Here is a 25,014-nt window from a genome sequence, read left to right on the forward strand (position 1 = left end):
TATATATTTTGCTTAGCGTGATTTTCTCGAATGCTGGCGGTATCTCTGGTAAAGGGTTTTGAATAAACTAAGAAAGAGTAGAAAAGTATACATTTCTACTTTTCCATTGGATGTTGAGGTTCGTATTCCTGAACATTATCTTTCACGAGTGGTTCATGCAGCTGTAGAAACTATGGATCTCTCTCCTCTTATCTCGTTATCCAGGTGGTGGTAGACCACCTTACCATCCAAAAATAGATTGAAATGCGGTCTTATTTGTGTTGCTCATAATTTACGGAAGTGGGCAAGAACGGCTCAACTAAAAGGAGAAAATTCGAAATTTTAGGAGGGAATCAACAGTGTTCCTTTCCCTTAAAGTATTTTTTTACCCATATAAAGGAAAAACAAAGAGGTTGTCTACAAAAGGTAGTTTTTAGTGACCTTTTGAGACAGCCTCTTTCTAACAATTTGAAGCTCATAGAAGTATAAATGAAAGTTTCGTGTTAAATGTTTGTTTTGAAATGAGAGACGAGAACTTCAAGTTCTTGTACGATTGTTTTCATTTCAGATGATTTTTTAGCCACGATACTCATTTTGTTTACTTGATCACCAGCTGAATGTGCTGTTTGTGATGTTTCTGCAGCAACTTCGTTTGAAATAGAAGCGATATTATTTAAAGCTGCGTTCATTTCTTCAGAGCTTGCAGCCATCTCTTCAGCAGTTGCAGACATTTCTTGCATTTGCGTAGAGACTTTGTTAATGTGGTTAACAATTTCTGAGAATGAAGATCCAGCGGTACGAATAACCGTAATTCCTTCAGAAGCCTCTGCTTGACCTTGTGTCATCATGTCATTTGCTATTTTTGTATCGGCTTGAATTTGATGCAGTAAATGGTTAATGTCAGTTGCGGCTAGTTGAGATTGTTCAGCAAGTTTTCTAACTTCATCAGCAACAACAGCGAATCCTTTGCCGTGTTCACCAGCACGAGCTGCTTCAATAGAAGCATTTAAAGCGAGTAAATTTGTTTGCTCGGCGATATTCGAAATAGATTGAAGTGCAGTATCGATATGATTTGTATGTGTAATGAGTCGCTCAACTACTTGTGATGTAGCGTTAACGGCTTCGTTAATTGTATGCATTTGTGTAATAGATTTCTCAATGACTTTATTCCCATTATCTGCTTTTTCTGAAGTTGTGACAGCTAAACTAGTAACAGAAGAGGCGGACTCAGCGATACGCTGAACACTCGTTGTCATGTCATCCATTGCGGTTGAACTTTCTTCAATGCTAGAAACTTGTGAACGAATATTGTGTTCAAGAGCATTCATAGTTTCTTGGGTCCTTGCCGTATTTTCCATAGAAGCGGTTGTTTCAATAAATACATTTTCGGAAGCTTCTTTTACACTTGTTGATGTTTGTTGAACTTGTTTTATTATATGCTGTAAGTTAGTGAGCATTTGATTAAAGGAATTTGCAATGTCACCAATTTCATCTTTACTCGTTACGTGTAATCTAGCCGTTAAATCTCCATCTTGAGAAGCTAATTCTTTCAACTTCTCATCAATTTGTCGAATTGGTTTAACGAGTTTACCAGAGAACCACCATGCTAATAAAATAGACGTTAATGTACATGTAATGAGTGAGAAGAAAATAATATATTGAATAAGTGATGAAGAAGACTCGACGTCAGCAATTAATGCGTCACGTTTCTCATTCTCTTCATTTGTATATTTATTAAAACGACCTAACAGATCATTTACATAATCTGTTTGTGCTAAAGCAATTTTAGATGCTTCGTCCCATTTTCCTTCATGCGCAAGAGGTAGTACCTCATTATCTATGACGCTACGCCATTTTCCTCCCATTAAAATGGCTTCTTTCATTCCTTCTGGGAGCTTCTTGTCACTTGTTACTTTCTCTCTAGTATCAGCTAATTTTTTCCCTTCTCGGTTGAACTTATCTAATCCTTTTTGATCATGTGATAGCAAATATTCTTGTAAACCAGCAACTTGTGCCTGGAACCAATCGCCACGTTCTTTTAAAATCGTCGCTCTTTTCGATACATCATTTTTTAACGTTTCGATTTCACTTGCTTGATTCATGGCGAATGAAAGAATAACAATAAGAGCAATGCTAAATAAAGAAGAAATGCTTAAGAGTGTGAACAGTAGTTTTTTTCGAATACTAACATATTTCATCGTTACCCCTACCCTCATTTAAACTGTTTATTATGATTTATAGATATTTGAAGCGGAATTAATAAAAACATTATTATGAAGTTATTAATCTGTTCAATGAAAATTATAGCAGATAATGGAAGGAGTCAGATTGGTATTAGAAAAAGTTCTTAAAATGTATACATTTGTATATCATAAAATCCATAAATAAATATTAGAAATGCTATTGAAATTTGAAATAACATCATGTATACTTCTAATTAGTTGATAACGATTATCAGTATCAACTAAAACATTACTCTTCGTTATGTTGGTCATACCCCTTTTTGACGACGTAAGTCAGAGACGAAATGTTGAAATATCTTGTGTCCTATTCTACAGAATTATGGTAATCTCCAACCTCAACTTATATGCGCGAGCATGCAAAAAGGATCCTATCCGTGAAGGGATCCTTTTTTGCATGCTCGCGCAATTATTGTATATAGACCGGGTATTTGTTCTTCAATTCCTTCTGGGGCAGTAGAAGGGAAGACCCACTTTTGATGAGGTCCCTGTTCTTCAATTAGTTTTTCAATCTTAAAATGTTCTTCGGCGAGTGTTGTAATAATTTCTCCTAATGTCCAGCGACGGATGGTTGTTTTCGGTAACGATTCTTTCTGCGCTTCTGTAAGAAGAATGCTATAAGCAACATCATCTTCAATCAATTCTTCATCGAAATAATTTCCACTTGCTCGAAACGATGGGTGGTCTACTCCTAATAGCTTTGTGTATATTGGATGGTAATCGCGGAGGATAAGTATTCCATCTGGCTTTAGTAGTTGAGAGATTTTGGTGAAAAGTGGTTTTAAATCTAGAAAGTAATGAAGTACACCAAGCTCCAGTAATACGATATCAAATGATTTGGAGAGATTTACATCTAGTACATCAGAAACGATGTAATGAATAGAAACGCCTGCGGCATCAGCAAGTTCATTTGCATATTTTGCATTACTTGCTGAAATATCAACAACTGTTACGTCAGAGCCTAAAAGGGCGAGAGCAACGGCCTTATTCCCTTTTGATCCTAGTAAATTAATAATATGTTTTCCTTTCGGAGATTGTATGTAAGGTAAATAGTGATCTACCTCGCGCATAGGGTCTTCCATGATTTTTTTCGCATAATCCTCCGGTGCCCCATGGCGATTCGTCCAAGCTTCATAAGCAGCTGTATTCCAGCTTTTTTCATTAATAGTGCTTAGTTGTTTTTGGTTCAATGTTATCACTCCTTTTGTGAACGTATAGTTATTCGGCAGGGGGATGGGATTTCCTTTTCTTTCTGAATAAAAGTTTGATTTTTCTGTGATTAAGTCGTACAATACTTTTTATACGTAAAAGCGTTGAAAAGGAAAAGTAGGATGAACACATTCTTTCCAGAGAGCTTCGGTAGCTGAGAAGAAGCAAGAATATTCATTTGAACAATGGCCTTTGAGCTTCGTCCTGAACTTATCAAATGATAATAGTAGGCGGCGACGAGAGTTGGTACTCGTTATCAAAACCACAGTATAAGAGCATATAGCTCCGTACTTGTTAAGGCTAATTATGTGAGTAATTGGCGAAATAAGGTGGTACCGCGACTGTTTATACAGCCCCGCCCTTATCTTTTTTAAGATAAGGGCGGGGCTTTTTTATATTTAAAAGGAGGAATGTAAGATGAGTATTTTTATTGGAGGCGCTTGGCCGTATGCAAATGGCTCGTTACATCTTGGTCATATTGCGAGTTTGTTACCTGGAGATATTTTAGCACGTTATTACCGGGCAAAAGGTGAGAATGTGTTGTATGTTTCGGGCAGTGATTGTAATGGAACACCGATTGCAATTAGAGCAAAACAAGAAGGTGTGACAGCAAAAGAAATTGCTAATAAGTACCATGAAGAATTCCAGCGATGTTTTCGTGATCTCGGTTTTACGTATGATTGCTATACACGTACCGATAGCGAGCATCATCATGAAACTGTTCAAAAAGTTTTTTTACGTTTATTGGAAGAAGGCTATATTTATAAAAAAACAGTGGAACAAGCGTACTGTAAAACGTGTACGCAGTTTTTACCGGATCGTTATGTAGAAGGAATATGTCCACATTGCCATGAAGCAGCAAGAGGCGATCAATGCGATGCGTGTTCAGCTATTTTAGATCCACTCGATTTGTTAGAAAAGACATGCAAGTTATGTGGTAGTACACCATCTGTAGAGGAAACAGAGCATTTTTATTTTGCATTGCATACATTTCAGCAGCAAATTAAAAAAGTTGTAGAAATCGCAAAAGAAAAAGGAACATGGCGTGATAATGCAATTCAATTAACGGAAAGATATGTAAAGGAAGGCTTACAAGATAGGGCTGTATCAAGAGATTTACCAATCGGGGTACCAATTCCAGTGAAAGGGTATGAAGATAAGAAAATTTACGTATGGATAGAAGCAGTGGCAGGATATTATTCAGCGAGTAAATATTGGGCTGAAGAAACAGGAAAAGATGATCATGAGTTTTGGAATAGCGATGCGCAAACATATTATGTACACGGCAAGGATAATATTCCATTTCACTCCATCATTTGGCCAGCGGTTTTACTTGGAATAGGAGAGGAAGCAATCCCGCGTCATATCGTTTCGAATGAGTATTTAACAGTTGAAAAAAGAAAGTTATCTACGAGTAAAAACTGGGCAGTATGGGTGCCTGACATATTAGAACGTTACAATCCAGATTCTATTCGTTACTTTTTAACAGTAAATGCACCAGAAAATCGTGATACTGATTTTTCATGGCGTGAATTCATTTACAGTCATAATAGTGAACTGTTAGGTGCATACGGGAACTTCGTGAACCGGACATTAAAGTTTATTGAAAAATATTATGATGGCATTGTGCCGCAGGGAACTATCAATGTAGAACTGAAGGATAAAGTAGAAGGATTATATAAAAATGTAGGAGAGGCGATTGAGCAAACTACATTTAAGGTGGCGCTAGAAACAATATTCGATGCCGTACGTTTTGCAAATAAATACTTTGATGAGAGGCAGCCTTGGAAAGAAAGAGAAGATAATCCAGTTTCATGTGAAGAAACGATTTATAATTGTATTTATCTTATTGCTAATTTTGCAAATCTCCTTGAACCATTTTTACCATTTTCAAGTGAAAGAGTTCGAAGCACATTGTCGATTGTGAACCGAAATTGGGAACCACAAAATACGTTGCCGAATAGAATTGATAGCGTGCAGCCATTATTTGAGCGAATCGATGTAAAACAAATTGAGCATGAGATAGAGAAGCTGTATGTAGCGGCAAAATGAGATAGAGAAAAAGACCTTTCAAGTAAATGAAAGGTCTTTTGTTATGCAGTATGATTCTCTTTCTTATCTTTCAAAAAGAAAAGTACAGCAAGGATTACAAGAATAATAGCTGCAATATCATACGTTATTTTAAATGTAGTATTAAAGTTTAAGTACTCTACGAAAGGAGTTTTCACTGCTCCTGCATATATACAAACGGGAATGAGAAGTAAATCGTAAAATTTCTTTTCTTTCATATATCTTATTAGGAAGAAGATACACATAATAGCAAAAAATACGATGCTTAAAATAGTCATTTATACCTCCCGATAAATTTACTTATTTTAATTGTAGTTATATTTTTATCCCGCATTAACGGGCAGTAAGACTCCACCTCAAAATTCAGCGAAAGCGAAGAAGTTAGGTGGGGATCAACTGCCCGTAAAAGCCCGATTGGTGAGGGCTGATAATCAGTGGGGGATGAACAAAACCCCCACTAATTAAAGTTTTACTTTATATAAATTCTGTATTTTTTTCAAACGCTATGCACGCGATTATGTTTCCTTTCTTTCCTAGCCGTAAGCAGCTGGGGAGTGAAAATTCCAAGCAATATAAAAATAATTCCAATCCACTGCATGAAGGTTACGACTTCATGTACAAGTGTAATAGAAGCGATAATAGCAGTTGGTAATTCAGCTGCACCTAATATCGTGCTAAGTCCTGTTCCAACTTTTGGTACACCGATTGAAAAACAAATGACAGGTACAACAACGCCGAATAATCCGAGGAAGAAAGCATATTTCCATAGACCAGCTTGCAGGGCACCATCTGTTAAAAAGGTCGGCGGGAAGAATAGGCATACGATAAGAGTTGCACTTGTTGTCATAAGAAAGCTTTTCGTATAAGGGGGAACATCTGTAGCAACGCGTCCGCTTGCAAAAACATAGAATGAAAAAGAGACAGCAGCTAATAGTCCAAAGATAATCCCTTTCGTAGAAAAACTTTGTCCGAGGCCTTCAAATATACCACCTGCAAACAATGTACCAGCAAATAAAATAAGGATAGATATGATCTTATCGCGGCTTGGAAATATTCGATTTGCAATTGCTTCGATAATGACACCAATCCAAGTGAACTGAAAGAGTAGGACGACAGCGATAGATGCGGGTAGCTCTTCTACAGAAATAGCGTAGAAAATTCCAGTCATACTCATTGTTGTTCCGACGGTTAGTAATGAAAAGAATTGTTTTTTTGTTACTTTATGACGTGAAAAGAAAAGAACGAGTAGAAATAGTCCAATCCATCCGAAGACATATTGTCCCCCTAATAGTTGATGTGCTGAAAATCCACTTAGGAATCCGAGTTTGAAAATAGTTGAAAGTATGCCGTAGCTGCAAGCACCGAATAAAACGAGCAATGAATATTTAAACTTATCCATAAAAAATCCTCCTTTTAAGTAATAAAAAACGCCCGCTATCCAAATAAGGATAACGGGCGAACGAAACAGAGTAAGACACTCTACAAAATTCCGCCACTCACACATAAAGTATGAGTTTGGGGTATGTAATTATAGTGAATGCTACATTGCTTTTGGGAATACAATGGAGCATTTTACACCTTGAGCTGTGTTTTGTATTCCGTAAGGAAATTGATGTTTATCTAATATTTGTTTCACGATATATAATCCAAGACCGCTACCTTGTACTAAACCGTGTTTATCAGGGTTTGCACGATAGAAAGGCTCAAATAAATGAGCAAGTTTATCTTCATCAATTTGTGAACCTGTATTTAATACTTCTAATGCGTAACCGTTTGGTTTTTCATAAAGCTTTATATATACGTGCTGGTGGTCAATTGTATAATGAATTGCATTTGAAATAATGTTAAAAATAGCAGTTTGAATAAATTTAGGATCAGCTAAAATTTGTACGTCGTGTTTAATATTAGATTGTACATTTAATTGTTTTACAGATACAAAGTAATCTACTTTCTTCATAACATCCTCAATAATATTAGATAAAGAAATGACTTCTAAATTCGGTTTAAATTGAGGGTTTTGTATTTTGGATAATTCCGACATTTTTTCCGTTAATATGTTAATATCTTGCATCATTTCATAGGAACGTTTTAAATATTTATCTCTATCTTTATAAGCTCCAATTCCGTGAATCATGCCATCTAGTTGTCCCATAACGGCTGCGATTGGTGTTTTTAATTCATGGGATACCATAGACATAAATTCTTTACGAGATTGCTCTAATTGTTGTTCCTTTTTGAGCTCATTTCTTAAATCTTGATTGCTTGCATGTAAATTCTTCACAATATTTGGTACTTGTGAAGCGGCTACTTGCAAATTAAAATCTGTTTGATCTGTATTTTTGTTAAGTAGTTTTTTATCTGAGAAATCAAGATTCATAATATCTTTTAAAGCATCGCTCATATATTGAAAAGGTTTGGCAATTAGTTTTGTATAAATTAAAGATCCGAGTAGTGATAATGCAAGCATTGTCGCGCCAATATGTGGAGCTAATTGCTGCAACGCATCTGCTAACTTTGGATTATCATTTATATCATTTATTTTACTTGCTGCATTTTGTGTATGTAAGGCATCATTATTAGCGGCTTTCTTTTCTGCTTCTGTAAGCGGATTAGAAGTGCTATTTTTCCCCGAAAGGTTTTGTGTATGTTCTTTTGCTTTTGCAGTTTGGCTAGGCTGCAAAAGGTGATTGATAGCTGTAGAAAGAGATTTATAATCTATAATAGAAGATTGGAAATTGGAAATACTTACCTCTGACACAGCTTTATTTTGATTCGTTTTACTTTGATTGTTTTGCTTATCTAAATCCGCCTGTTCTGTAGTCGGCGTTCCATTTTCTTTCGCAAAATGTTCTTTATCGTAGTTTGAAGCTAGAAAGTAAATAATTTGATAAAGACAAAGTGATAAAAGAATACAAAATAATAAGGTTTTGATGAAAATATTTTTGGTGATGTTGTCTTTGCTACGATTCGATTTTGTAGCCAATGCCTTTCACCGTTTTAATATAAGTAATTCCTAATTTTTTTCTTAAGTTTTTAATATGTGTATCTATAACTCTTACATCACCATAATGTTCATAGCCCCATACCTTATTCAACAAATCACTTCTTGATAATACTTTTCCTCGATTTTGCAGTAAAGTATAAATAATTTCAAATTCTTTTGTTGTCAATTCAATTTGATTACCATGAACATAAGCTGCATATGCTGTAGAGTTTAACATCAATTCATGGAATTGTAGTATAGTTGCAGCTTCTGCTTCCTTCGTTGCTGCCCTTCTTAATACAGCCTCTACACGCTTAATAAATACAGTGTAATGGAACGGTTTCGTAATATAGTCATCAATACCTAACTCAAATCCTTTAATTTCACTTTCTTCATTATGTAAGCCTGTTAACATAATGATTGGTACATCAGATTGTCCTCGCATAATTTTACAAATACTATAGCCATCTATATCTGGTAACATTACATCGAGGAGGACAAGATCGTATGAATTTTTTTGGAAAAGAAGAATACCTTCTGTTCCAGCACCAACTACATCAACAGTAAAGTTTTGTGCCATTAGAAATTCACGAATTAGTTCTTGTATATCTGGGTTGTCTTCAATCACCAGTATATGCGTCATAGTAACACCTCCTAAATAACGCTTTTTACTGCAATATTCGAATTCATCATTTTTCGAGTGACTCAGATTGTTTATACATATAATAAGCCCCCGCTATAAAATAATCATGAAGGTAGCAAGGGGAATAGTTTAGTGTTACTGAATAGTTCAGAATTACAGTAGTTCTATTATAGTATGTATTATAAAATTTATAAAACATTATAACTGTATAATTTTAATATCTACGTTTATCAATGTTTAAATATCAGCTAATCAAATCTATTCCTATTATATATGTAAATACAGTTGTTTTGCTACTGTAAATGAATAAATAAAATAAGCCAAGACATAAAATTCTTGGCTACACATAAATCTTGTTTTTAGGCTATTTTACAGTGACAGTAGCTTGCTGCTGAACGCGCTCAAATAACCAGTGTATATCATTGTTATACATACGAATACAACCAAGTGTTGTTGCTTTGCCGATTGCTTGATTATTGTTAGTTCCGTGAATTGCATAAGTTGTTCCGTAAGTTCCTGCCATATTTAATCCGAGCCAACGGTCACCAAGTGGATTACGTGGATCGCCGCCTTTAATTTTGCCTGTATAATAAGGGCGGTTTTTAATTTTATTTACGATTTGAAAAGTTCCTTTAGGTGTAGGTGTTGCTGCTTTTCCAGTAGCGACAGTAAAACTTTTTATAAATTTTCCATCCTGATAATAATCCATTTTATTTAACTGAGTGTTTACGATTAATTGATCTTTCGTTGTAGCGGCCTCTGCGCTAGCGAATGGAAGAGTTAAAAATCCTAATGATAATAGTGCGCTTAATAATAATTTTTTCATTGTTATTCTCCTTTTACTATCGTAATAGTCTTACATACAATGAAGTTGTAATCCTCGTAAAGCTTTATTTACATTTTCATCTAATGTTTCAAAGAATGCAGTGATTTTGCTGTTGTGTTTGTTGTTTTTATCAATAAGTAATCTTTCATTTAATAAAAGCTCACCACGTAGTCCAAAACTTTGAACTTGAATATTTAGCTCATCTTCATTTTCAGAAATGATTGGTAAGAAATAATGAAAAGCTTTTGTTGGAATGATGTAGCTTTTGCCAATCATGCTTTCTTGATTTGAATTAATCCATTTTTTCGTGACAATTTTAATATTCTTTTTTGAAACGATAAAAGATAGTGTTGTAGATTTTGTTAAACTTACGTCAAATTCACTTGTTTCACACATGTGTAAATTAAAAACGGTTTCATTTTGATGAGATTCAACATTTGTATTAATAAAATCGTGCATTTTATATGCTTCCATTTCGTATTCACCCTTTTTTCAATTTCGAAAACGACTTATATTTATTCAAATTAATGCTTAGTCATATATTGGTTAAATTTTTCAACAAATTCCGATATAATCTTACAATACGTATATGAAGCTAATATGAAGTTAGGATGAGTTTGTGGTGGTTTTTTATTGAGAACAAAATTAGAGGGGTTTTTAAGTGTTAAAAAATGGATAAAACTTGCATGATATTAATGCGTCTTTTTGTTATTTCGACTTAAAAAATGATTTTTACTAATTAATAAAGAACGGAAATCATTAGTGTGACCCTTACAAAAATGTAATAAAAATGTAAGCTATTGTGATAGTTATTTCGACAATTTTTTTATACAATAATAGTAAGAAGTTGTACGTGATTGAAAGGAGAGATGACATGGAATGGATTCATGAATTATTTCAGCAATACGGGTACTATGTTGTACTTGTCGGCTTGCTGTTAGAATATATTGCACTTCCGTTTCCGGGAGAGCCCACATTAGCATATGCGGGATTTTTAGCGCAGAAGGGTGATTTAAGTTTACCGATTTTAATCATTCTATCCTTTATTGGGACAAGTGTAGGAATGACGATTCAATACTTTTTAGGAAATAAATTAGGTATGCCTTTCATTCAAAAGTATGGAAAATACGTATTTTTAACACAAAGAAAAATTGATTTAACGAGAATGTGGTTTGATAAGTATGGGTACTTCCTGATTTTTATTGGTTTCTTTATTCCTGGTGTACGTCATTTCACAGGATACTTTGCAGGAATTATTAATTTACCATTCCGTCGTTTTGCCATTACAATTTATTCAGGCGCTCTATTTTGGGTATCATTCTTCTTAATCGGTGGTTACTGGTTAGGTGGAAACTTACATGACATCTTTGGAGTGCTAGAAGATCATATCGGTAAAATCATTGTTGGAGTTATCGTTATCGTAGCAATTACGTTAGGTGTTCGTTTCCGCAAACAGTTAAAACGAGTATTACTACAAAACGCAAGCTAATATGAAATCCATTCTATGTCAGAATTTAGGAAGGCAGTGCAAAAGCACTGCCTTTTTTATTTTATTGTTAAGACTATGTTTAATGCACATTTTACATTCTTTATAGGAATTTGATACAGGATAAGAAATAAGTATCTTGTCAATTATTATAGTCGTAATGACAATTATAATTGACAAAAATAAGGATATTATTTACAATTTTAATTAAATAAATGAAAAAGAGGGAAGACATGAAGCTTCAAAATCGAGTGAGGGAATTGCGAGCAAAGCATCGTTTATCACAAGGGGATTTAGGGAAAGCGATTGGATCATCACGGCAAACGATTAGTTTAATTGAGCGCGGGGATTATGCACCATCTATTGTATTGTCGTTAAAAATCGCACAAATTTTCAATGTATCGGTGGAGGAAATATTCACGTTAGTGGAGGGGGAAGAGGATGATGAAGAGTAAACGAAAAAAACAATTTGATTCTGTGGGGAAAATAGCATTAAGTATGATGGGTGGCTTTTTAACGTCTTATATAGCTTTAAATTTACTCTCGGATGAACCGAGAAAATTATCATCCAATACATTTATAGGCATATGTACTATTTTTGGAATCTTAATGATGTACTACACTTGGAAGAATACGCGTATGTTAGCGGAGGCACGCGATGAAGAAGAGAGCGTACAAGGCAGAAAATTAGGCATTATAAGTATATATTTACGTGTAGGTGATATAGTGACGCAGGCATGGTTTGTATATGCAGTTATTACATGTAGACGTGCACTGTTGCAGGATACTAATGTTTCATTTGCGGTGTGGAATTTAGTAGCTTCTATTGTTTGTTTAACTACTGTAGTGATTATCGGGCTCATAACAAAAAATCGTTATAATAAGCTATACCCTGAACAAGGTGTAACGTATATGGAATCTATGAAAATGTGGACGAAAAACGCAGATGAAGGATTAAAGCACATTGTGCATGAGGCTGGATATAAAGCGTATGAATTTACGAATACAATATTGGCATATGTATGGTGGGCTGCCGTTATATATACAGCTGCTAGTGATATCGATTTTGTATTAATTGGCTTAATCTCATTTATTTGGATATTGCATCTCGGGAAGTTCATGTACGAAATGCAGAGAAAAATGATTTATTAAGGGGAGAAAAAGGTGGATATTTTAAGAAGGCCAGCTGGCTCAATGACAGTGGCGCTAATTCTGTCCATTTTATACGGAGTAATCCGAACTGGGAAATTAGAAGTAATTTTGAACCTATGGGCAATAGTTGGAATTTCATTGTTAGTGTTAGCCATTCATGAGCTAGGACATGTAGTATTTGGTGTAATAGGTGGTTTAACATTTAAATTTATGACAGTAGGACCCATTACTATTCAAAAAGAAAAGGGAAAATTACGCATTCGAGAAAATAAATTATGGGCGTACTTTGGAGGTGTTGCAACATTAGTACCACCTTCTATAGAGACACCGAATCTTTCGAAAAAGTGGGCGTGGCTCACTTTAGGTGGACCGATTACGAGTTTACTATTTGGTATTACTTCCGGTTACATATACATGGTGAGTTATTATCAATATCTTTTATATTTTTCCTTTTTCCATTTTGCAATCTTTGCGGTTACAATTGTGCCGATAAAAGGAATGCTTATGAGTGATGGGATGCAATTTCTTATTTTAATTAAAGATGATGAAAGAGCTAGAAATCACTTATATGAGATTCAAATATCGAGTGAGTTATTTAGTTATAAAAGACCGAAAGATTGGGATGAAAGATTAGTAGAACTTAGTGAGGAGAAAATAAAAGAGAATAAAGGGATAAGGGAGATAATGAGTAGACTTATGCTCGTCTTTTTTGCTCGTGCAGATCAAGAGGGAATGGAAAGAGCGATACCGTATATAGAACGAATTGTTCAATTACCTGTAACGAAAGAAAATAAGTTTTTCGTTAGTAGTTTTCATAGTTGGTACCTTTTATATAAAGCCCTTTATCAGATGGATAGTCTTTCTTTGCAAGAAGCAAAGGAACATGCAAAGGCTATTACAAAAATGGACCTAAGTGGATATTACCGTACACAAGGGATTATTAAATATGTAGAGGGCAATATGGAAGCGTCCCGTACTTATATGAAGAAAGCCGATCAAGAATTAAAGAGCGCCGAGAAGAGTGAGATGGGATATTTACAATTAGAAAGAGAATGGTTTAAGCAGCTGAAAGAGAGGGTATCTTACGATGGGTGAGGTATCCTCTTTTTTATATGTCATCTTATGCCGTTCCATAAACAGCCTAGGGCGAGTAAAATGAGATAAGAAGAGCAAAGCTTGGAGGAAGTAAATATGGAAATCTTATCAATTATTTTGATAGTCTTGCTCATTTATGTTGTTTTTAAAGTGGCATATGTAGCATTAAAGATACTCGCGATCCTATTAATTATCTTTTTAATCGTAGAGTTCGGCAGTAAGTTGCTTGGGGGATAGGGTATGTTGTGCGTTTTGAGTGTCGAAGGATGTCGGTAAATCGATATCCTGTGCCGAATCGTTGATATAATGAAAAAATCGTTGATATAAGTGGAGAAACAATCGATATATTTGAAAAATCGTTGATATATTTTAGTGAATACGAAGTGGGGTATATGGAAAAGAAGTTGCCGTGAGGGTAACTTCTTTTTATCGTGATGCGGGGATATGCAAACCAACATAAAAAAGCTGGAAGAGTATCTTCCAGCTTAAGAGTTACTTTCGATTTGGCGACCGCTATCTTCTTCATTGTCTTGTAATAGGTTGAATACGTCTGCTAGGCAGAATGCAATGAACCAAGTCCATAGACCGTGGAAGAAAGCTGAGCTTAATTGAAGTGGTAATGTATAGTTTGTCATTGAGTAGGAAATACATCCACCAACGATACCGATCATTGTTAATAACATTGTTTTCTGAGCATTTTCTTCTGGATTGAAGAGGAAGTAAATGTATCCGCCTAAAATTGAAGCGCTTACAAGTGTTTCGATTCCATTAAAAATGATATTCTCTCCAAGCTGTGTGTTTGTCCAGAAACAAATCGTACCGCCGATAATAGCAAACAGGACAGCTATTGTATATCGTATATATTGATTCATATGTTCATCTCCCTATGTAATAAGATGATTTGGAAGTCAAAAAGGTAGGTATAGTATATTGAAGTGAGTTTTAATTGTACGTATCTTTTTATAAAAAGATCATTGAAGAGTAACTAAGATGATCGGTTGTTTAAACCGTTACGTGTATGGTGTCTGAAATATACCCGACTGCTCGTTTCTTTTTGCTTGTAAAATAAGAGAAACTTCCAAGTCTATATACTCTTTTTTTGTGAGTCTGCTTTCATTATAACACATTTAGGGACATAATAATAGAATTATCTGATTTTGTAATAAGTGTAAAAAATAAAAAGCGTAAGGAAATACCATTAACAATGCAGTTTAGTGGAAGAAGGATTTTAATTTATTATGATGAAATATGTAATCAAGGTGAGATCTAAGAAGGAGGCTTAAATACAATAAAAAATGTTTTGTAGCATGAATGTAAGGGAGGGGAGCTAACTTGGAGATCACAACAGAAAGATTAATAATTAGACCTTTTAAGAGTACTGATTTACAGGATGTATTTGCTATTTATAATAATGATGATACATGTAAGTTCCTATTACATAATAAGTGGACTCATGAAGACATGCAGAAAAGATTTAATAAGAAGCTAGCAAACAATGCACTTACTGAAGAATCAATATTAAGTTTGGCAGTTATATACAAGACTAAAGTAGTTGGTGACTTATCCGTATGGTACACAAATATGAAGGATACTGTTGAGATTGGTTATAGTTTTTCAAATGAAGTAGTTGGAAGAGGTTTGGCAACAGAAGCAGTAAGTAGTTTGGTGTTTAAATTATTTAATGAATGTAATGTACATCGTATACAAGCTAATCTTGATGCACGTAATACAGCTTCAAAAAAATTGTGTGAACGAATAGGTATGAGAAAGGAAGCCCATTTCATACAAGATTTTTGGAATAAAAATGAATGGACAGATAGTTTTGTATATGGAATGTTATCCTCCGATTTGTAGTAATAAACTTCGTGATTTTATTATGCTAAAGGGTGCGTTAGTTGAATAACAAAGGGCATAACATAGTATATATGACTAATATGTTATGCCCTTTAATGTATTAACCTTTTTTATATACGTTTGAAACGGCCGACAATTTCAACTGTTTCAGTAATGTTCATAAATGCTTTGTTATCCACTTGACGGATAATACGTTTCATTTCGCCTAACTCATAGCGAGTCACGACAGTGTAAATCATTTTTTTCTTATGGTTTGTATAGCCGCCGACAGCGTCTACCATTGTCACCCCGCGTATGCCGTGATGTAGTAGTGCGCTTTTTATTTCCTCGCCTTTTTCTGTAATAGTCATTATCGTTAATTTAATATGTTTCGTATGCACAGCATCGATAACTTTGCTGACTACAAATCGACTAATTAACGTATAAAGTGTAATATCCCATCCGAAAATAAAACCTGCTGCGACAAGTAAGATTAAGTTGAATACAAATATGATTGCTCCAATTGAAACATCTCGATATTTTGCTACAATCAATCCAACAACATCAAAACCACCTGTTGAAGAAGCAAATCGGAATATAATTCCTGAAGCTGCTCCGCAGATAACACCACCGAATACAGAAGAAAGTAAAATATCGTCTGAAACTTGGTGTACCGGGATAATATTCATCGCTAAAGATGACACAGCTACAAAGTACGCTGTTAAAAAGGTTGTCTTCTTGCCTAAGTAAAAGTGACTTAAAATAAGAAGAGGAATGTTTAGTAAAAAGATAAGTGCACCGATATTGTAGTGCATTAAATAACCGATAATCATCCCTACACCAGCGAATCCACCGCTAATCATATTATGCGGGATAAAAAACATATTCATAGAAATTGCATACAAAATAGAAGCTATAAAAATAACAACCAACTGTATCATAAATTCTAAATGAAATGTTTTAGCTGCTGGGAAGGATAAAAAGGCGGTGTCGGGAACGTAATCGGCGTCTCCTAGTTGACCCATAGTATGTTTCATCTCCATATTCATTTTTGATTACAAGAAGAGAATAAAGGTTTTTTCAAAAACTGGCAATAGTTTTATTATAATGCAAAAATTTTATAAATTTCTAATAAATCAAGCCTATTCATTGATGTGCGTGAATATACTAAAGAAAGCGAATACAACGTTTCTTAATTATTGTTTTCTTGAGAAAATATGCAAAATACTTTTTTTGAAAATAAAAGGAAATAGAGAATGTTTGCCTAATGTGCTAAAATGACCTTATTAAGGATGTGAAGCGATGGAATTTTTATTGCAGGATGCAATTTTATATATATCGTTTGTAACGACGGCACTTTGTTTATTAGAAGTTTTCTTCCTTGCTAATGTTTCTCGCTTTGTGCGTCAACAAGCATCAAGCGGTAGACAAAGAGCTTTTGCGTTAGTTGATACATGTGAAGATAGTGCGGGAAATGTACCGCTATTTTCTATTTTTTATAAATATGGAATGATTCGTTCTGTACGTAGACAAGAATCAAGTGAAGAGAATGATGAGGTCGGTCCGTATACACCAATGTTTCGCTAAATAATTACGAAACATTGGAGGAATGAACATGTTAAAATCATACCGAGCTGTGCTCGTTAGTTTATCATTATTACTTGTTTTTGTTTTATCTGGCTGCAGTAATGCAGCCCCAATTGATGCACATAGTACTGGGATTTGGGATCATTATTTCGTATATCCAATCTCGTTTATGATTCAATTTGTTGCTCATCATATACCTGGAGCTAGCTTTGGGATTGCAATCATTATTATGACGCTCGTTATTCGTTCAGCGATGATTCCATTAGCTGTTTCACAATATCGTAGCCAAGCGAAAATGAAGAAAATGCAACCTGAATTGCAGAAGCTAAAGAAAAAGTACGGTGATGTAGGCAAAGATCTTGAAAAACAAAAGCAGTATCAAAAAGAAATGTCAGAGCTAATGAAATCAGGCGGTTGGAATCCACTTGCTGGTTGCTGGCCAATTTTTATACAAATGCCGATTTTCTCTGCTTTGTATTATGCGATTAGCAGAACGGAAGAGATTCGCACATCTTCTTTTTTATGGGTGAACTTAGGACATGCAGATCCATATCATATATTACCGATTATTGCAGCGTTAACGACATTTATTCAGATGAAAGTTTTCCAATCTAATATTACACCTGGAGAACAAGTACAGATGCTAAAGATACAGCAAATTATGATGCCGGCAATGATTCTATTTATGGGGTTTGCGGCGCCATCAGGACTTGTATTGTACTGGATAACAGGTAACTTATTTACAATGACACAAACAATCGTATTAAGAAAAATAATGGAACGTGAAGAGTTACAATTACAAAAAGCATAGAGAAACACCGCTCATTATGAGCGGTGTTTTTTATTCGAAACGTTAAGGGAATTTTAAGAAACCAACATTACTATTGGCATTGTATACGAAAGTGTACATGCTTTAGAAATATGAAGGAGGAAATTTCCTATGAAGAAGAAAACAGTTGGGTATTTAGCAATTGCAGGTGCTTTATCATTCGGAATCATTGGAGGAGTCGGTATTCCGGCATTCGCGGCAACGAATACTCCAGCAGCTGAACAGTCTACAAAAACGGCGAAAAAGGATTTGGATGACGCTACAAAACAAAAAGTAAAAACAATTATGGACGATACAAAGAAACAGTTAGAGAAACTAGGTGTAAAGCTTCCGGAGAAAGAGAAGCGTAAAGACATGTTTGCAGGATTAGATGATCAGGCGAAAGCAAAAGCGAAGTCGATTTTAGAGCAAAAGAAATCTGGAAAATTAACGCATGAGCAAGCAAAAGAGGAATTAACAAAGCTAGGCGTGAAAATGCCGGAGAAAGGTAAACATGGAGACATGTTTGCTAACTTAGATGATCAGGCGAAAGCAAAAGCGAAGTCGATTTTAGAGCAAAAGAAATCTGGAAAATTAACGCATGAGCAAGCAAAAGAGGAATTAACAAAGTTAGGCGTGAAAATGCCGGAGAAAGGTAAGCATGGAGACATGTTTGCTAACTTAGATGAACAGGCGAAAGAGAAAGCGAAGTCGATTTTAGAGCAAAAGAAATCTGGAAAATTAACGCATGAGCAAGCAAAAGAAGAATTAACAAAATTAGGTGTGAAACTTCCAGAAAAAGAGAAGCGTGAAGACATCTTTGCGGGATTAGATGAAGCAACAAAAACAAAAGCAAAAGCGATTTTAGACAATGAAAAGAAACAATTAGAGGAATTAAATGTGGATCTTCCGCATCACAAGTTTTTTATGAAAAAAGAAGATAAATAATTGATTTATGTATCTTTCGTGGGGCAACCGGAAGGTACATGCGAGGACCGATTTCTACTTATAGAAATCGGTCTCTTTTAATGATTCAATAAGATTCTTTTCATTGTTAGTATGTATCCGAAGACGCAGTAGAAGATTGCAAAACCGATAAACACTTCCGTATATTGATATTTACCCAATACGTAGAAGGAAACAGCTGGTATAATAGCTACCGCTAAAATGCTATAAACAGGATACTTGTTTCGATACATGATAGCGAATAGAACAGAGAGAAACGTAGCGATGATACAAAAGACAGCAATCATTATTGGTACACCTCCTAAATGAATTATACCATTTTTAGGGAATTAGAGAAGTTTTGTATCTTCTGTTATAATATAAGAAGAGAAATATTTCCTATGTTATATAAAAAAATATATTGATTTTTTCTAACAATTCAATATAATGAACAATAACTACAAAATTCGACATCAAGAAGTGATGATGAGGACACGATTAATTTTTTACGATTCCCAGAGAGGGAAGCCTTTGGCTGTGAGCTTCCTAATACGGAAAAATAGATTACCACCTCTGAACTGCAGCAGTGAACGAACATCTAGTAATTGCTTGCCGGCAAAAACCGTTATTTAGACTTGAGAAATTGGTGAAGTGTGTTACTTTGCGAATTGAAACAAGGGTGGAACCACGAATACAACACTCGTCCCTTTTTTAGGGAGGAGTGTTTTTTTATTTCATTTTTGCATCACACTAGAATTGGAAGGAGGATACGCAGCATGCATCATGATGAGAAGAACAAAATTGGTTTAACAGTAGCACTTTCTATCGTAGTAGGAACGATTATCGGGTCTGGTGTATTTATGAAACCAGGAAGCGTATTAGATTACTCAGGGAGTTCTAATATGGCCATTCTTGCTTGGGTAATTGGTGGTCTGTTGACGTTAGCAAGTGGTTTAACAGTAGCCGAAATTGGAGCGCAAATCCCGAAAAATGGTGGGTTGTATACGTATTTAGAGGAGATTTACGGAAGTTTTTGGGGATATTTATCAGGCTGGATGCAAACAATTGTTTATGGACCAGCTATTATCGGAACATTAGGTTTATACTTTAGTTCTTTAATGATTAATTTTTTCTATTTAGATAAAGTGTGGAATTTACCAATCGCAATCGGAACAGTTGTGTTCCTTGGCTTTGTAAATAGTATGGGAACAAAATACGGAGGTATCGTTCAAACAATCACGACAATTGGGAAAATGATTCCGATTGTATTAATTGTCGTGTTAGGTTTTTGGAAAGGAAACAGTGATATTTTTAACGTAGTAGTGCCGATATCAGAAAATCAAAGTATCGGTATGGCAATTTTAGCAACGTTATTTGCTTATGACGGCTGGATTTTACTTGCTTCGATTGGTGGAGAAATGAAGAATCCAACAAAGTTATTACCGAAAGCAATGACAGTTGGGATTTTAATTGTAACAGCTGCATACGTATTAATTAACTTGGCGTTATTAAATGTATTACCAGCAGCGAAAATTGTAGACCTTGGAGAAAATGCAACAGCGACAGCTGCGGGCATGTTACTTGGAGAATATGGCGGGAAAATTATTAGTATCGGTATTATCGTTTCTATTTTCGGTTGTTTAAATGGAAAGATTTTAACATTCCCACGTATTCCAATGTCTATGGCGGAACGTGGACAACTTCCATTTTCTAAGTTTATTGCAAAGGAAAGTCCAAGATTTAAAACACCAGCAAATGCGATTACTGTTGAAATCATTTTAGGAATTATTTTAATGATTATTAGTGATCCAAATAAGCTATCTGAGATTTCCGTATTTATTATTTATATTTTCTATGTAATGACGTTTATTGGTGTCTTCATTTTAAGGAAACGTAATAAGAATAAAGAGCGTGCATATAGTGTACCGTTATTCCCAATCGTACCAATCGTTGCGATTTTAGGTTCGTTCTTTGTAATCGGTAGTGCGATTATTAATGATCCGGTAAGTTGTTTCTTATCAATTGGAATTGTCTTTACGGGACTTCCGGTGTATTGGTACTTGAATAAGAAGAAAGAAACAGAATGATGGAAGGGTAGGCGTATAATACGCCTACCTTTTTTACTGTAAAAAAATTGTACTTGCGTCCACTTTCTGTTTTAGTTACTATAGTCGTAGTAACCAAAACAGAAAGCGTGGGGAAAGACTTGAATTTTCGTGTTTATATTTTAGCTATCGCGGCTTTCGTAGTCGGAACGGTTGAGCTAATTATAGGAGGAACGCTCGATTTAGTTGCCAATGATTTAGGAGTATCTATTAGCGCAGCTGGTCAGCTTATAACAATATTTTCGGTAGTATTTGCTTTGTCAGGTCCAGTTTTATTAGCTTTGACAGGGAAGTTTGAAAGAAAAACATTGTATGTTGGAGCATTATCGATTTTCTTAATCGGAAATATTATTTCGGCATTTAGTGTGAATTACGGAATGCTAATGTTCTCAAGGGTTATTTGTGCGGCGAGTGGTTCATTAATTATTGCACTATCGGTAACACTTGCTTCTAGTGTAGTAGAACCGCATTTTCGTGCGCGTGCAATTGGAATCATTTTTATGGGAATTAGTGGATCACTTGTACTTGGAGTACCGCTCGGTCTTGTACTCGGAAATGCATACGGATGGCGTGCGCCATTTGTATTGATTTCAGTATTAACAGTTATGGCAATTGCTTGTATTTCATTGTTCTTAACGAAAGTACCACCGACATCGGTATTATCAATAAAAGAACAACTTGCTACTTTAAAAGATAAAAAAATTGTAAGTGCACAGTTAACATCATTTTTGTTTTTAACGGGGCATTTAACATTGTATGCATATTTAACACCGTTTTTAAAAGATGTTATGCATGTTGAAGCAAATTGGATTAGTGTGTTTTACTTCATTTTCGGAATCGCAGCAGTAATCGGCGGTGGATTCGGTGGATGGCTTGCTGATAAATGGGGATCGAAGAAAAGTATTATCTCGATTATTATCGTATTTGCATGTGCAATCTTCATGTTGCCATTAATGACATTCTCATTCCCACTCTTCATCATTATGATGGGACTTTGGAGTATGCTGAGCTGGGCGATTTCACCAGCACAGCAAAATTATTTAATTGACATTGCACCGGAATCAGCTGGTATCCAGCAAGGTTTAAATAACTCTGCGATTCATTTAGGAATTGCACTCGGTTCAACAGTAGGCGGAGTTGTTATTGGAAAATCATCTGTTATATATAACGCTTGGGTAGGCGGTGGCTTTATTATATTAGCACTGCTTTGCGCGATTTTCTCGATTACGAGAGGACGCTCTACTCAGTTTGCGAAAGAAGAATCTATCGTTTGATAGGTTCTTTTTTTATTTGTAAAAAATTGCAGGTTTTAGTAGAGAAATGGAGAAAGGGTGTATAGCGAGATAATATGAAGTGACCTCCTAGATTATCAAGTCAGGGATTTTAACCCATAATAATGAATGAAAACATTATGAATGGGGTTATACCCTATGATAATAGGAGGCCACTATGGAAAATATAATATATATTGGGATGGATGTCCACAAGGAAAGTTTTAGCTTATGTGCACTACACGGAACAACTGGGGAAATTGTAAGAGAAGCACGATGTGCTTCAAATGTATCTCTCGTAAAAAAATTCGTTGAGAAACTGAAAACAAAATATGGTGAAGATATAAAAATTAAAGCTGGATATGAGGCTGGTTGTTTAGGGTATTCACTTCATAATCTTCTTGAACAAAATGGAATTGATTGTGATATTTTAGCTCCCACAACAATGTACAGTTCATCAAAAAACAAAATGGTGAAAAATGATAAATTCGATGCCAAAATGATTGCTCTTAATTTAGCAAATGGCACCTATAAAGAAGTATATGTTCCAGAAGAAGAGGATGTTGCCGTGAAAGAGTATATCCGCATGTTAGGTGATTTTAAAACATCTTTGAAAAAAATAAAACAACAGATAAAAGCATTCCTTTTAAGACATGGCTATGTGTATGAAGGGAAATCAAGCTGGACAATCGCTTATATGAAATGGTTAAAGAATCTTGATCTACAAGGATTATTCAAAGAAACGTTAGGCGAATACCTATTACAGTATGATGTTCTAGTCGATAAAATTGAGCGGTTCAGTTTGAGATTAGAAGAATTATCTCATCGTGAAAGGTACGAAGAACCAATCGCAAAGTTAAGATGCTTAAAAGGTATAGATACAACATCGGCAATGACTGTTCATGTGGAAATTGCAGACTTCACTCGTTTTCCCACGGCTAAAGCATTTATGGCTTATGTAGGATTGACGCCAAGCGAAAGCTCAAGTGGAGAGAAAATCAGTCGACGTTCGATTACAAAACAAGGAAATTCGACCGTTAGGTCTACTCTTGTAGAATGTGCAAATGCGTTGGTAAAAGGAGCAATCGGATTAAAATCGAAGCGAGTGAAAGCAAGACAAAAAGGGCAACGAAGCGAAGTGATTGCTTATGCGGATCAGGCTGTAGAAAGGTTACAAAGAAAATATTATCGCATGATATATCAAGGGAAGCCTAGAAATGTTGCCGTTACAGCTATCGCAAGAGAACTGGGGTGTTTTATATGGGGATTAGAAACAGGTAAAATTCACCGAAAATAAAGAGGGAAGGATATGAAGTTGATTGATTCATAGTTAGAAATCAAAGGTATCAATTGATGGCATAGATGAGCTTCAGAGATAGTGAATTACAGGTCTGGCTATCTATGACTCACCTCTTCTGGCATGGCTGAAATTCTGATAAACAAGCTATTTATTAGAATTTGAAAAGGTGTGATCCACGCAGTGAGATTATAAGAGCCTAACGACGAACCATTAACCTGAGGTAACCAATCCACGAATAACAGAGTGGTTAACTGTCGATAGATCTTATTTCTGAAGCTTTTGTATGCCATCAAGAAAAATATTATGGGTGAAAAACTATTGACAAAGGTCACTTCATAACAGGTGAGGTATATGTATACGAATTTTTCAATTATTGGTCTTCTAATTTCGATACTTCCGTTGTTTCTTATTATTCTTGCACTTAGATGGGTTCGTTTCATCTATAAAAATTCAGAGAAACAGGTAGAGCAAAATGAGAAAATCATTGAGCTGTTGATGGAGATAAAGGAACAAAACGAAAAGGAGTCTAAGTGAAAAACTAGACTCCTGTTTATTATTTAATTAGTATCTTAACTTCATCAACAAACTCTTAATTTCCTCATCTTCCATAAAGAGATCATGGTGTTTTTGAGTAATCTTTGCAAGTGCAACGTCGTGATAGAAAAATTCTGTAAAGAACTTTACGAAAGGTTGTGACATTGTTTTCATCGCTTGCCATGACTCTTGTTCTACGCCAGCAAATAAAATTTCACGATCGTCAACGATGAGTAGCAAGTAGCGCTCTAATGCATTAGGCTCTTCAGCTGGGATTAGAAAATGCATGTTTTCTAAGTCTGTTTCTACTTCTCCAACAATAAGGGATTCAATTTGAACACCTTGTTTTGCTTTTTGTTCTAGTAAAGGAAGATATTCTAAAAGAGTATCATTCCAAGCTGAAATACGGATTGATTCTTTTGCACTTTCAATGAGTTCTTTACTTTGAACTCGAATAGAAGATTGCATCTTTAAGCTCCAAACACGGTCATCTGTAAATGATTTTTTTGATATATTTGTTTCCAGTTCCTTAATATTTGATTGAAATTCTGTCGTTAATTTTTCAATTGCTAGCTTTAGTGGTAATGCTGTATACAATTTTTTCTTTTCTGAAACAGAATCCATTACCATTCCTTTATCGATTAGGCGTGCTAGTACTTCATATATTTTTGCTTTTGGAACACCTGAATGCTTCACAATTGTTGTAGCATCTAATGGTTCATTGCTTGATACGACAACTTCATAAGCTTGGCTTTCATATTGTGAGAAACCGAATTTTTGTAACATAGTTCCCTCCGAACGAATGAGATTATATTTTAAGGATAATGAACTATTTGTTTTTGCACAAGTGGTAGTCCGTTTTCTAATTGTATTAAGGTGAGAATTAATTTCAATTTTTTAATTTTATCTATTATACTTAATATAATGATTAATAATATTTCAATTTAA

The 25,014-nt window shown here is 35.0% G+C and carries 26 protein-coding genes and 2 other annotated features; of the genes, 14 read left to right on the plus strand and 12 right to left on the minus strand.

What is annotated here, in order from left to right:
• Positions 1–482: 482 nt before the first annotated feature.
• Both MHI28_RS21395 and MHI28_RS21400 read right to left on the minus strand, forming a co-directional pair.
• Positions 483–2,177, minus strand: a complete 1,695-nt coding sequence (locus MHI28_RS21395) for a methyl-accepting chemotaxis protein (RefSeq protein ID WP_000878433.1) — start codon at positions 2,175–2,177, stop codon at positions 483–485.
• A gap of 413 nt (positions 2,178–2,590) precedes the next feature.
• Positions 2,591–3,409, minus strand: coding sequence for a class I SAM-dependent methyltransferase (locus MHI28_RS21400; protein WP_001072255.1), 819 nt, complete (start codon positions 3,407–3,409; stop codon positions 2,591–2,593).
• 114 nt (positions 3,410–3,523) lie between these two features.
• Positions 3,524–3,794 (plus strand) — a binding site (T-box leader).
• 51 nt (positions 3,795–3,845) lie between these two features.
• On the opposite strand from MHI28_RS21400, the gene metG reads away from it, so the two are divergent.
• Positions 3,846–5,480, plus strand: coding sequence for a methionine--tRNA ligase (gene metG / locus MHI28_RS21405; RefSeq protein ID WP_000021589.1), 1,635 nt, complete (start codon positions 3,846–3,848; stop codon positions 5,478–5,480).
• 41 nt (positions 5,481–5,521) lie between these two features.
• Here the strand turns inward: metG and MHI28_RS21410 are convergent, their stop codons facing one another.
• From MHI28_RS21410 to MHI28_RS21435, 6 genes are all read right to left on the minus strand, one after another.
• Positions 5,522–5,776: a hypothetical protein gene (locus tag MHI28_RS21410; RefSeq protein ID WP_000154129.1), complete on the minus strand. Its 255-nt coding sequence runs from the start codon at positions 5,774–5,776 to the stop codon at positions 5,522–5,524.
• 218 nt (positions 5,777–5,994) lie between these two features.
• A complete protein-coding gene (locus MHI28_RS21415) occupies positions 5,995–6,897 on the minus strand; it encodes an EamA family transporter (RefSeq protein ID WP_000357150.1) in 903 nt (300 codons plus the stop codon).
• Between the two features lie 141 nt (positions 6,898–7,038).
• On the minus strand, positions 7,039–8,481 hold the full coding sequence (locus MHI28_RS21420) for a sensor histidine kinase (protein ID WP_000201950.1): 1,443 nt from the start codon (positions 8,479–8,481) through the stop codon (positions 7,039–7,041).
• The gene (locus MHI28_RS21425; protein WP_000148834.1) at positions 8,459–9,124 is read right to left on the minus strand and encodes a response regulator transcription factor; all 666 of its coding nucleotides are present in this window, start codon (positions 9,122–9,124) and stop codon (positions 8,459–8,461) included. The genes MHI28_RS21420 and MHI28_RS21425 overlap by 23 nt, the downstream gene beginning before the upstream one ends.
• A 364-nt stretch (positions 9,125–9,488) precedes the next feature.
• The gene (locus tag MHI28_RS21430; RefSeq protein ID WP_000735061.1) at positions 9,489–9,950 is read right to left on the minus strand and encodes a L,D-transpeptidase; all 462 of its coding nucleotides are present in this window, start codon (positions 9,948–9,950) and stop codon (positions 9,489–9,491) included.
• A 30-nt stretch (positions 9,951–9,980) separates the two neighbouring features.
• A complete protein-coding gene (locus MHI28_RS21435; protein ID WP_000388763.1) occupies positions 9,981–10,424 on the minus strand; it encodes a DUF3978 domain-containing protein in 444 nt (147 codons plus the stop codon).
• 400 nt (positions 10,425–10,824) lie between these two features.
• Between MHI28_RS21435 and MHI28_RS21440 the strand changes: the two genes are divergently transcribed.
• From MHI28_RS21440 to MHI28_RS21460, 5 genes are all read left to right on the plus strand, one after another.
• The gene (locus MHI28_RS21440) at positions 10,825–11,439 is read left to right on the plus strand and encodes a DedA family protein (protein WP_000454764.1); all 615 of its coding nucleotides are present in this window, start codon (positions 10,825–10,827) and stop codon (positions 11,437–11,439) included.
• 230 nt (positions 11,440–11,669) lie between these two features.
• On the plus strand, positions 11,670–11,891 hold the full coding sequence (locus tag MHI28_RS21445; protein ID WP_000776170.1) for a helix-turn-helix transcriptional regulator: 222 nt from the start codon (positions 11,670–11,672) through the stop codon (positions 11,889–11,891).
• Positions 11,881–12,588 (plus strand): DUF3169 family protein, encoded by a 708-nt coding sequence (locus MHI28_RS21450; RefSeq protein WP_000837717.1) that lies wholly within the window; start codon positions 11,881–11,883, stop codon positions 12,586–12,588. The genes MHI28_RS21445 and MHI28_RS21450 overlap by 11 nt, the downstream gene beginning before the upstream one ends.
• A gap of 42 nt (positions 12,589–12,630) precedes the next feature.
• Entirely contained in the window at positions 12,631–13,683 is a 1,053-nt protein-coding gene (locus MHI28_RS21455; RefSeq protein ID WP_002083694.1) for a hypothetical protein, read from the plus strand.
• 96 nt (positions 13,684–13,779) lie between these two features.
• The gene (locus MHI28_RS21460; protein WP_000404758.1) at positions 13,780–13,920 is read left to right on the plus strand and encodes a DUF3985 family protein; all 141 of its coding nucleotides are present in this window, start codon (positions 13,780–13,782) and stop codon (positions 13,918–13,920) included.
• Positions 13,921–14,168: 248 nt separating this feature from the next.
• On the opposite strand, the gene MHI28_RS21465 is transcribed toward MHI28_RS21460, so the two are convergent.
• The gene (locus MHI28_RS21465; protein WP_001077773.1) at positions 14,169–14,555 is read right to left on the minus strand and encodes a DUF3938 domain-containing protein; all 387 of its coding nucleotides are present in this window, start codon (positions 14,553–14,555) and stop codon (positions 14,169–14,171) included.
• A gap of 460 nt (positions 14,556–15,015) precedes the next feature.
• Here MHI28_RS21465 and MHI28_RS21470 point away from each other — a divergent pair, with 460 nt between their 5' ends.
• Positions 15,016–15,537: a GNAT family N-acetyltransferase gene (locus MHI28_RS21470; RefSeq protein ID WP_000406909.1), complete on the plus strand. Its 522-nt coding sequence runs from the start codon at positions 15,016–15,018 to the stop codon at positions 15,535–15,537.
• A 110-nt stretch (positions 15,538–15,647) separates the two neighbouring features.
• On the opposite strand, the gene MHI28_RS21475 is transcribed toward MHI28_RS21470, so the two are convergent.
• On the minus strand, positions 15,648–16,541 hold the full coding sequence (locus MHI28_RS21475) for a YitT family protein (RefSeq protein WP_000530044.1): 894 nt from the start codon (positions 16,539–16,541) through the stop codon (positions 15,648–15,650).
• Positions 16,542–16,818: 277 nt separating this feature from the next.
• Here MHI28_RS21475 and MHI28_RS21480 point away from each other — a divergent pair, with 277 nt between their 5' ends.
• The 3 genes from MHI28_RS21480 (at position 16,819) to MHI28_RS21490 (ending at position 18,859) form a co-directional block, all read left to right on the plus strand.
• Positions 16,819–17,103 carry a hypothetical protein gene (locus MHI28_RS21480; protein ID WP_000394930.1) on the plus strand — a complete coding sequence of 95 codons (285 nt, stop codon included), beginning with the start codon at positions 16,819–16,821 and terminating at the stop codon, positions 17,101–17,103.
• Positions 17,104–17,131: 28 nt separating this feature from the next.
• Positions 17,132–17,914 (plus strand): membrane protein insertase YidC, encoded by a 783-nt coding sequence (gene yidC, locus MHI28_RS21485; protein ID WP_000920528.1) that lies wholly within the window; start codon positions 17,132–17,134, stop codon positions 17,912–17,914.
• A 129-nt stretch (positions 17,915–18,043) separates the two neighbouring features.
• Positions 18,044–18,859 carry a hypothetical protein gene (locus MHI28_RS21490; protein WP_033795323.1) on the plus strand — a complete coding sequence of 272 codons (816 nt, stop codon included), beginning with the start codon at positions 18,044–18,046 and terminating at the stop codon, positions 18,857–18,859.
• 77 nt (positions 18,860–18,936) lie between these two features.
• Here MHI28_RS21490 and MHI28_RS21495 read toward each other — a convergent pair whose 3' ends face one another.
• Positions 18,937–19,164, minus strand: coding sequence for a hypothetical protein (locus MHI28_RS21495; protein ID WP_000562247.1), 228 nt, complete (start codon positions 19,162–19,164; stop codon positions 18,937–18,939).
• A gap of 166 nt (positions 19,165–19,330) precedes the next feature.
• Positions 19,331–19,567, plus strand: a binding site (T-box leader).
• Positions 19,568–19,632: 65 nt separating this feature from the next.
• Here MHI28_RS21495 and MHI28_RS21500 point away from each other — a divergent pair.
• The 4 genes from MHI28_RS21500 to MHI28_RS21515 all read left to right on the plus strand — a co-directional run bounded on the left by MHI28_RS21500 (position 19,633) and on the right by MHI28_RS21515 (position 24,066).
• Positions 19,633–20,943: an APC family permease gene (locus tag MHI28_RS21500; protein ID WP_000546308.1), complete on the plus strand. Its 1,311-nt coding sequence runs from the start codon at positions 19,633–19,635 to the stop codon at positions 20,941–20,943.
• Positions 20,944–21,050: 107 nt separating this feature from the next.
• A complete protein-coding gene (locus tag MHI28_RS21505; protein WP_142287130.1) occupies positions 21,051–22,235 on the plus strand; it encodes an MFS transporter in 1,185 nt (394 codons plus the stop codon).
• Between the two features lie 175 nt (positions 22,236–22,410).
• Entirely contained in the window at positions 22,411–23,529 is a 1,119-nt protein-coding gene (locus tag MHI28_RS21510; protein WP_277548338.1) for an IS110 family transposase, read from the plus strand.
• Between the two features lie 354 nt (positions 23,530–23,883).
• Positions 23,884–24,066, plus strand: a complete 183-nt coding sequence (locus tag MHI28_RS21515; protein ID WP_000288469.1) for a hypothetical protein — start codon at positions 23,884–23,886, stop codon at positions 24,064–24,066.
• Positions 24,067–24,093: 27 nt separating this feature from the next.
• Here the strand turns inward: MHI28_RS21515 and MHI28_RS21520 are convergent, their stop codons facing one another.
• A complete protein-coding gene (locus MHI28_RS21520) occupies positions 24,094–24,852 on the minus strand; it encodes a TrmB family transcriptional regulator (RefSeq protein WP_000939479.1) in 759 nt (252 codons plus the stop codon).
• Positions 24,853–25,014: the final 162 nt, after the last annotated feature.

It is taken from the genome of Bacillus sp. FSL K6-0268, assembly GCF_038005425.1.
In the GTDB taxonomy this organism is placed as follows: Bacteria; Bacillota; Bacilli; order Bacillales; family Bacillaceae_G; genus Bacillus_A; species Bacillus_A thuringiensis_S.

Excerpts from the sequence above, each read along its gene's own strand:
- MHI28_RS21395 (WP_000878433.1), bottom strand. The coding sequence starts at position 2,177 with ATGAAATATGTTAGTATTCGAAAAAAACTACTGTTCACACTCTTAAGC.
- metG (WP_000021589.1), top strand. The coding sequence starts at position 3,846 with ATGAGTATTTTTATTGGAGGCGCTTGGCCGTATGCAAATGGCTCGTTA.
- MHI28_RS21410 (WP_000154129.1), bottom strand. The coding sequence starts at position 5,776 with ATGACTATTTTAAGCATCGTATTTTTTGCTATTATGTGTATCTTCTTC.
- MHI28_RS21415 (WP_000357150.1), bottom strand. The coding sequence starts at position 6,897 with ATGGATAAGTTTAAATATTCATTGCTCGTTTTATTCGGTGCTTGCAGC.
- MHI28_RS21425 (WP_000148834.1), bottom strand. The coding sequence starts at position 9,124 with ATGACGCATATACTGGTGATTGAAGACAACCCAGATATACAAGAACTA.
- MHI28_RS21430 (WP_000735061.1), bottom strand. The coding sequence starts at position 9,950 with ATGAAAAAATTATTATTAAGCGCACTATTATCATTAGGATTTTTAACT.
- MHI28_RS21435 (WP_000388763.1), bottom strand. The coding sequence starts at position 10,424 with ATGGAAGCATATAAAATGCACGATTTTATTAATACAAATGTTGAATCT.
- MHI28_RS21440 (WP_000454764.1), top strand. The coding sequence starts at position 10,825 with ATGGAATGGATTCATGAATTATTTCAGCAATACGGGTACTATGTTGTA.
- MHI28_RS21445 (WP_000776170.1), top strand. The coding sequence starts at position 11,670 with ATGAAGCTTCAAAATCGAGTGAGGGAATTGCGAGCAAAGCATCGTTTA.
- MHI28_RS21450 (WP_000837717.1), top strand. The coding sequence starts at position 11,881 with ATGAAGAGTAAACGAAAAAAACAATTTGATTCTGTGGGGAAAATAGCA.
- MHI28_RS21455 (WP_002083694.1), top strand. The coding sequence starts at position 12,631 with ATGACAGTGGCGCTAATTCTGTCCATTTTATACGGAGTAATCCGAACT.
- MHI28_RS21460 (WP_000404758.1), top strand. The coding sequence starts at position 13,780 with ATGGAAATCTTATCAATTATTTTGATAGTCTTGCTCATTTATGTTGTT.
- MHI28_RS21465 (WP_001077773.1), bottom strand. The coding sequence starts at position 14,555 with ATGAATCAATATATACGATATACAATAGCTGTCCTGTTTGCTATTATC.
- MHI28_RS21475 (WP_000530044.1), bottom strand. The coding sequence starts at position 16,541 with ATGGGTCAACTAGGAGACGCCGATTACGTTCCCGACACCGCCTTTTTA.
- MHI28_RS21480 (WP_000394930.1), top strand. The coding sequence starts at position 16,819 with ATGGAATTTTTATTGCAGGATGCAATTTTATATATATCGTTTGTAACG.
- yidC (WP_000920528.1), top strand. The coding sequence starts at position 17,132 with ATGTTAAAATCATACCGAGCTGTGCTCGTTAGTTTATCATTATTACTT.
- MHI28_RS21490 (WP_033795323.1), top strand. The coding sequence starts at position 18,044 with ATGAAGAAGAAAACAGTTGGGTATTTAGCAATTGCAGGTGCTTTATCA.
- MHI28_RS21495 (WP_000562247.1), bottom strand. The coding sequence starts at position 19,164 with ATGATTGCTGTCTTTTGTATCATCGCTACGTTTCTCTCTGTTCTATTC.
- MHI28_RS21500 (WP_000546308.1), top strand. The coding sequence starts at position 19,633 with ATGCATCATGATGAGAAGAACAAAATTGGTTTAACAGTAGCACTTTCT.
- MHI28_RS21510 (WP_277548338.1), top strand. The coding sequence starts at position 22,411 with ATGGAAAATATAATATATATTGGGATGGATGTCCACAAGGAAAGTTTT.
- MHI28_RS21515 (WP_000288469.1), top strand. The coding sequence starts at position 23,884 with ATGTATACGAATTTTTCAATTATTGGTCTTCTAATTTCGATACTTCCG.
- MHI28_RS21520 (WP_000939479.1), bottom strand. The coding sequence starts at position 24,852 with ATGTTACAAAAATTCGGTTTCTCACAATATGAAAGCCAAGCTTATGAA.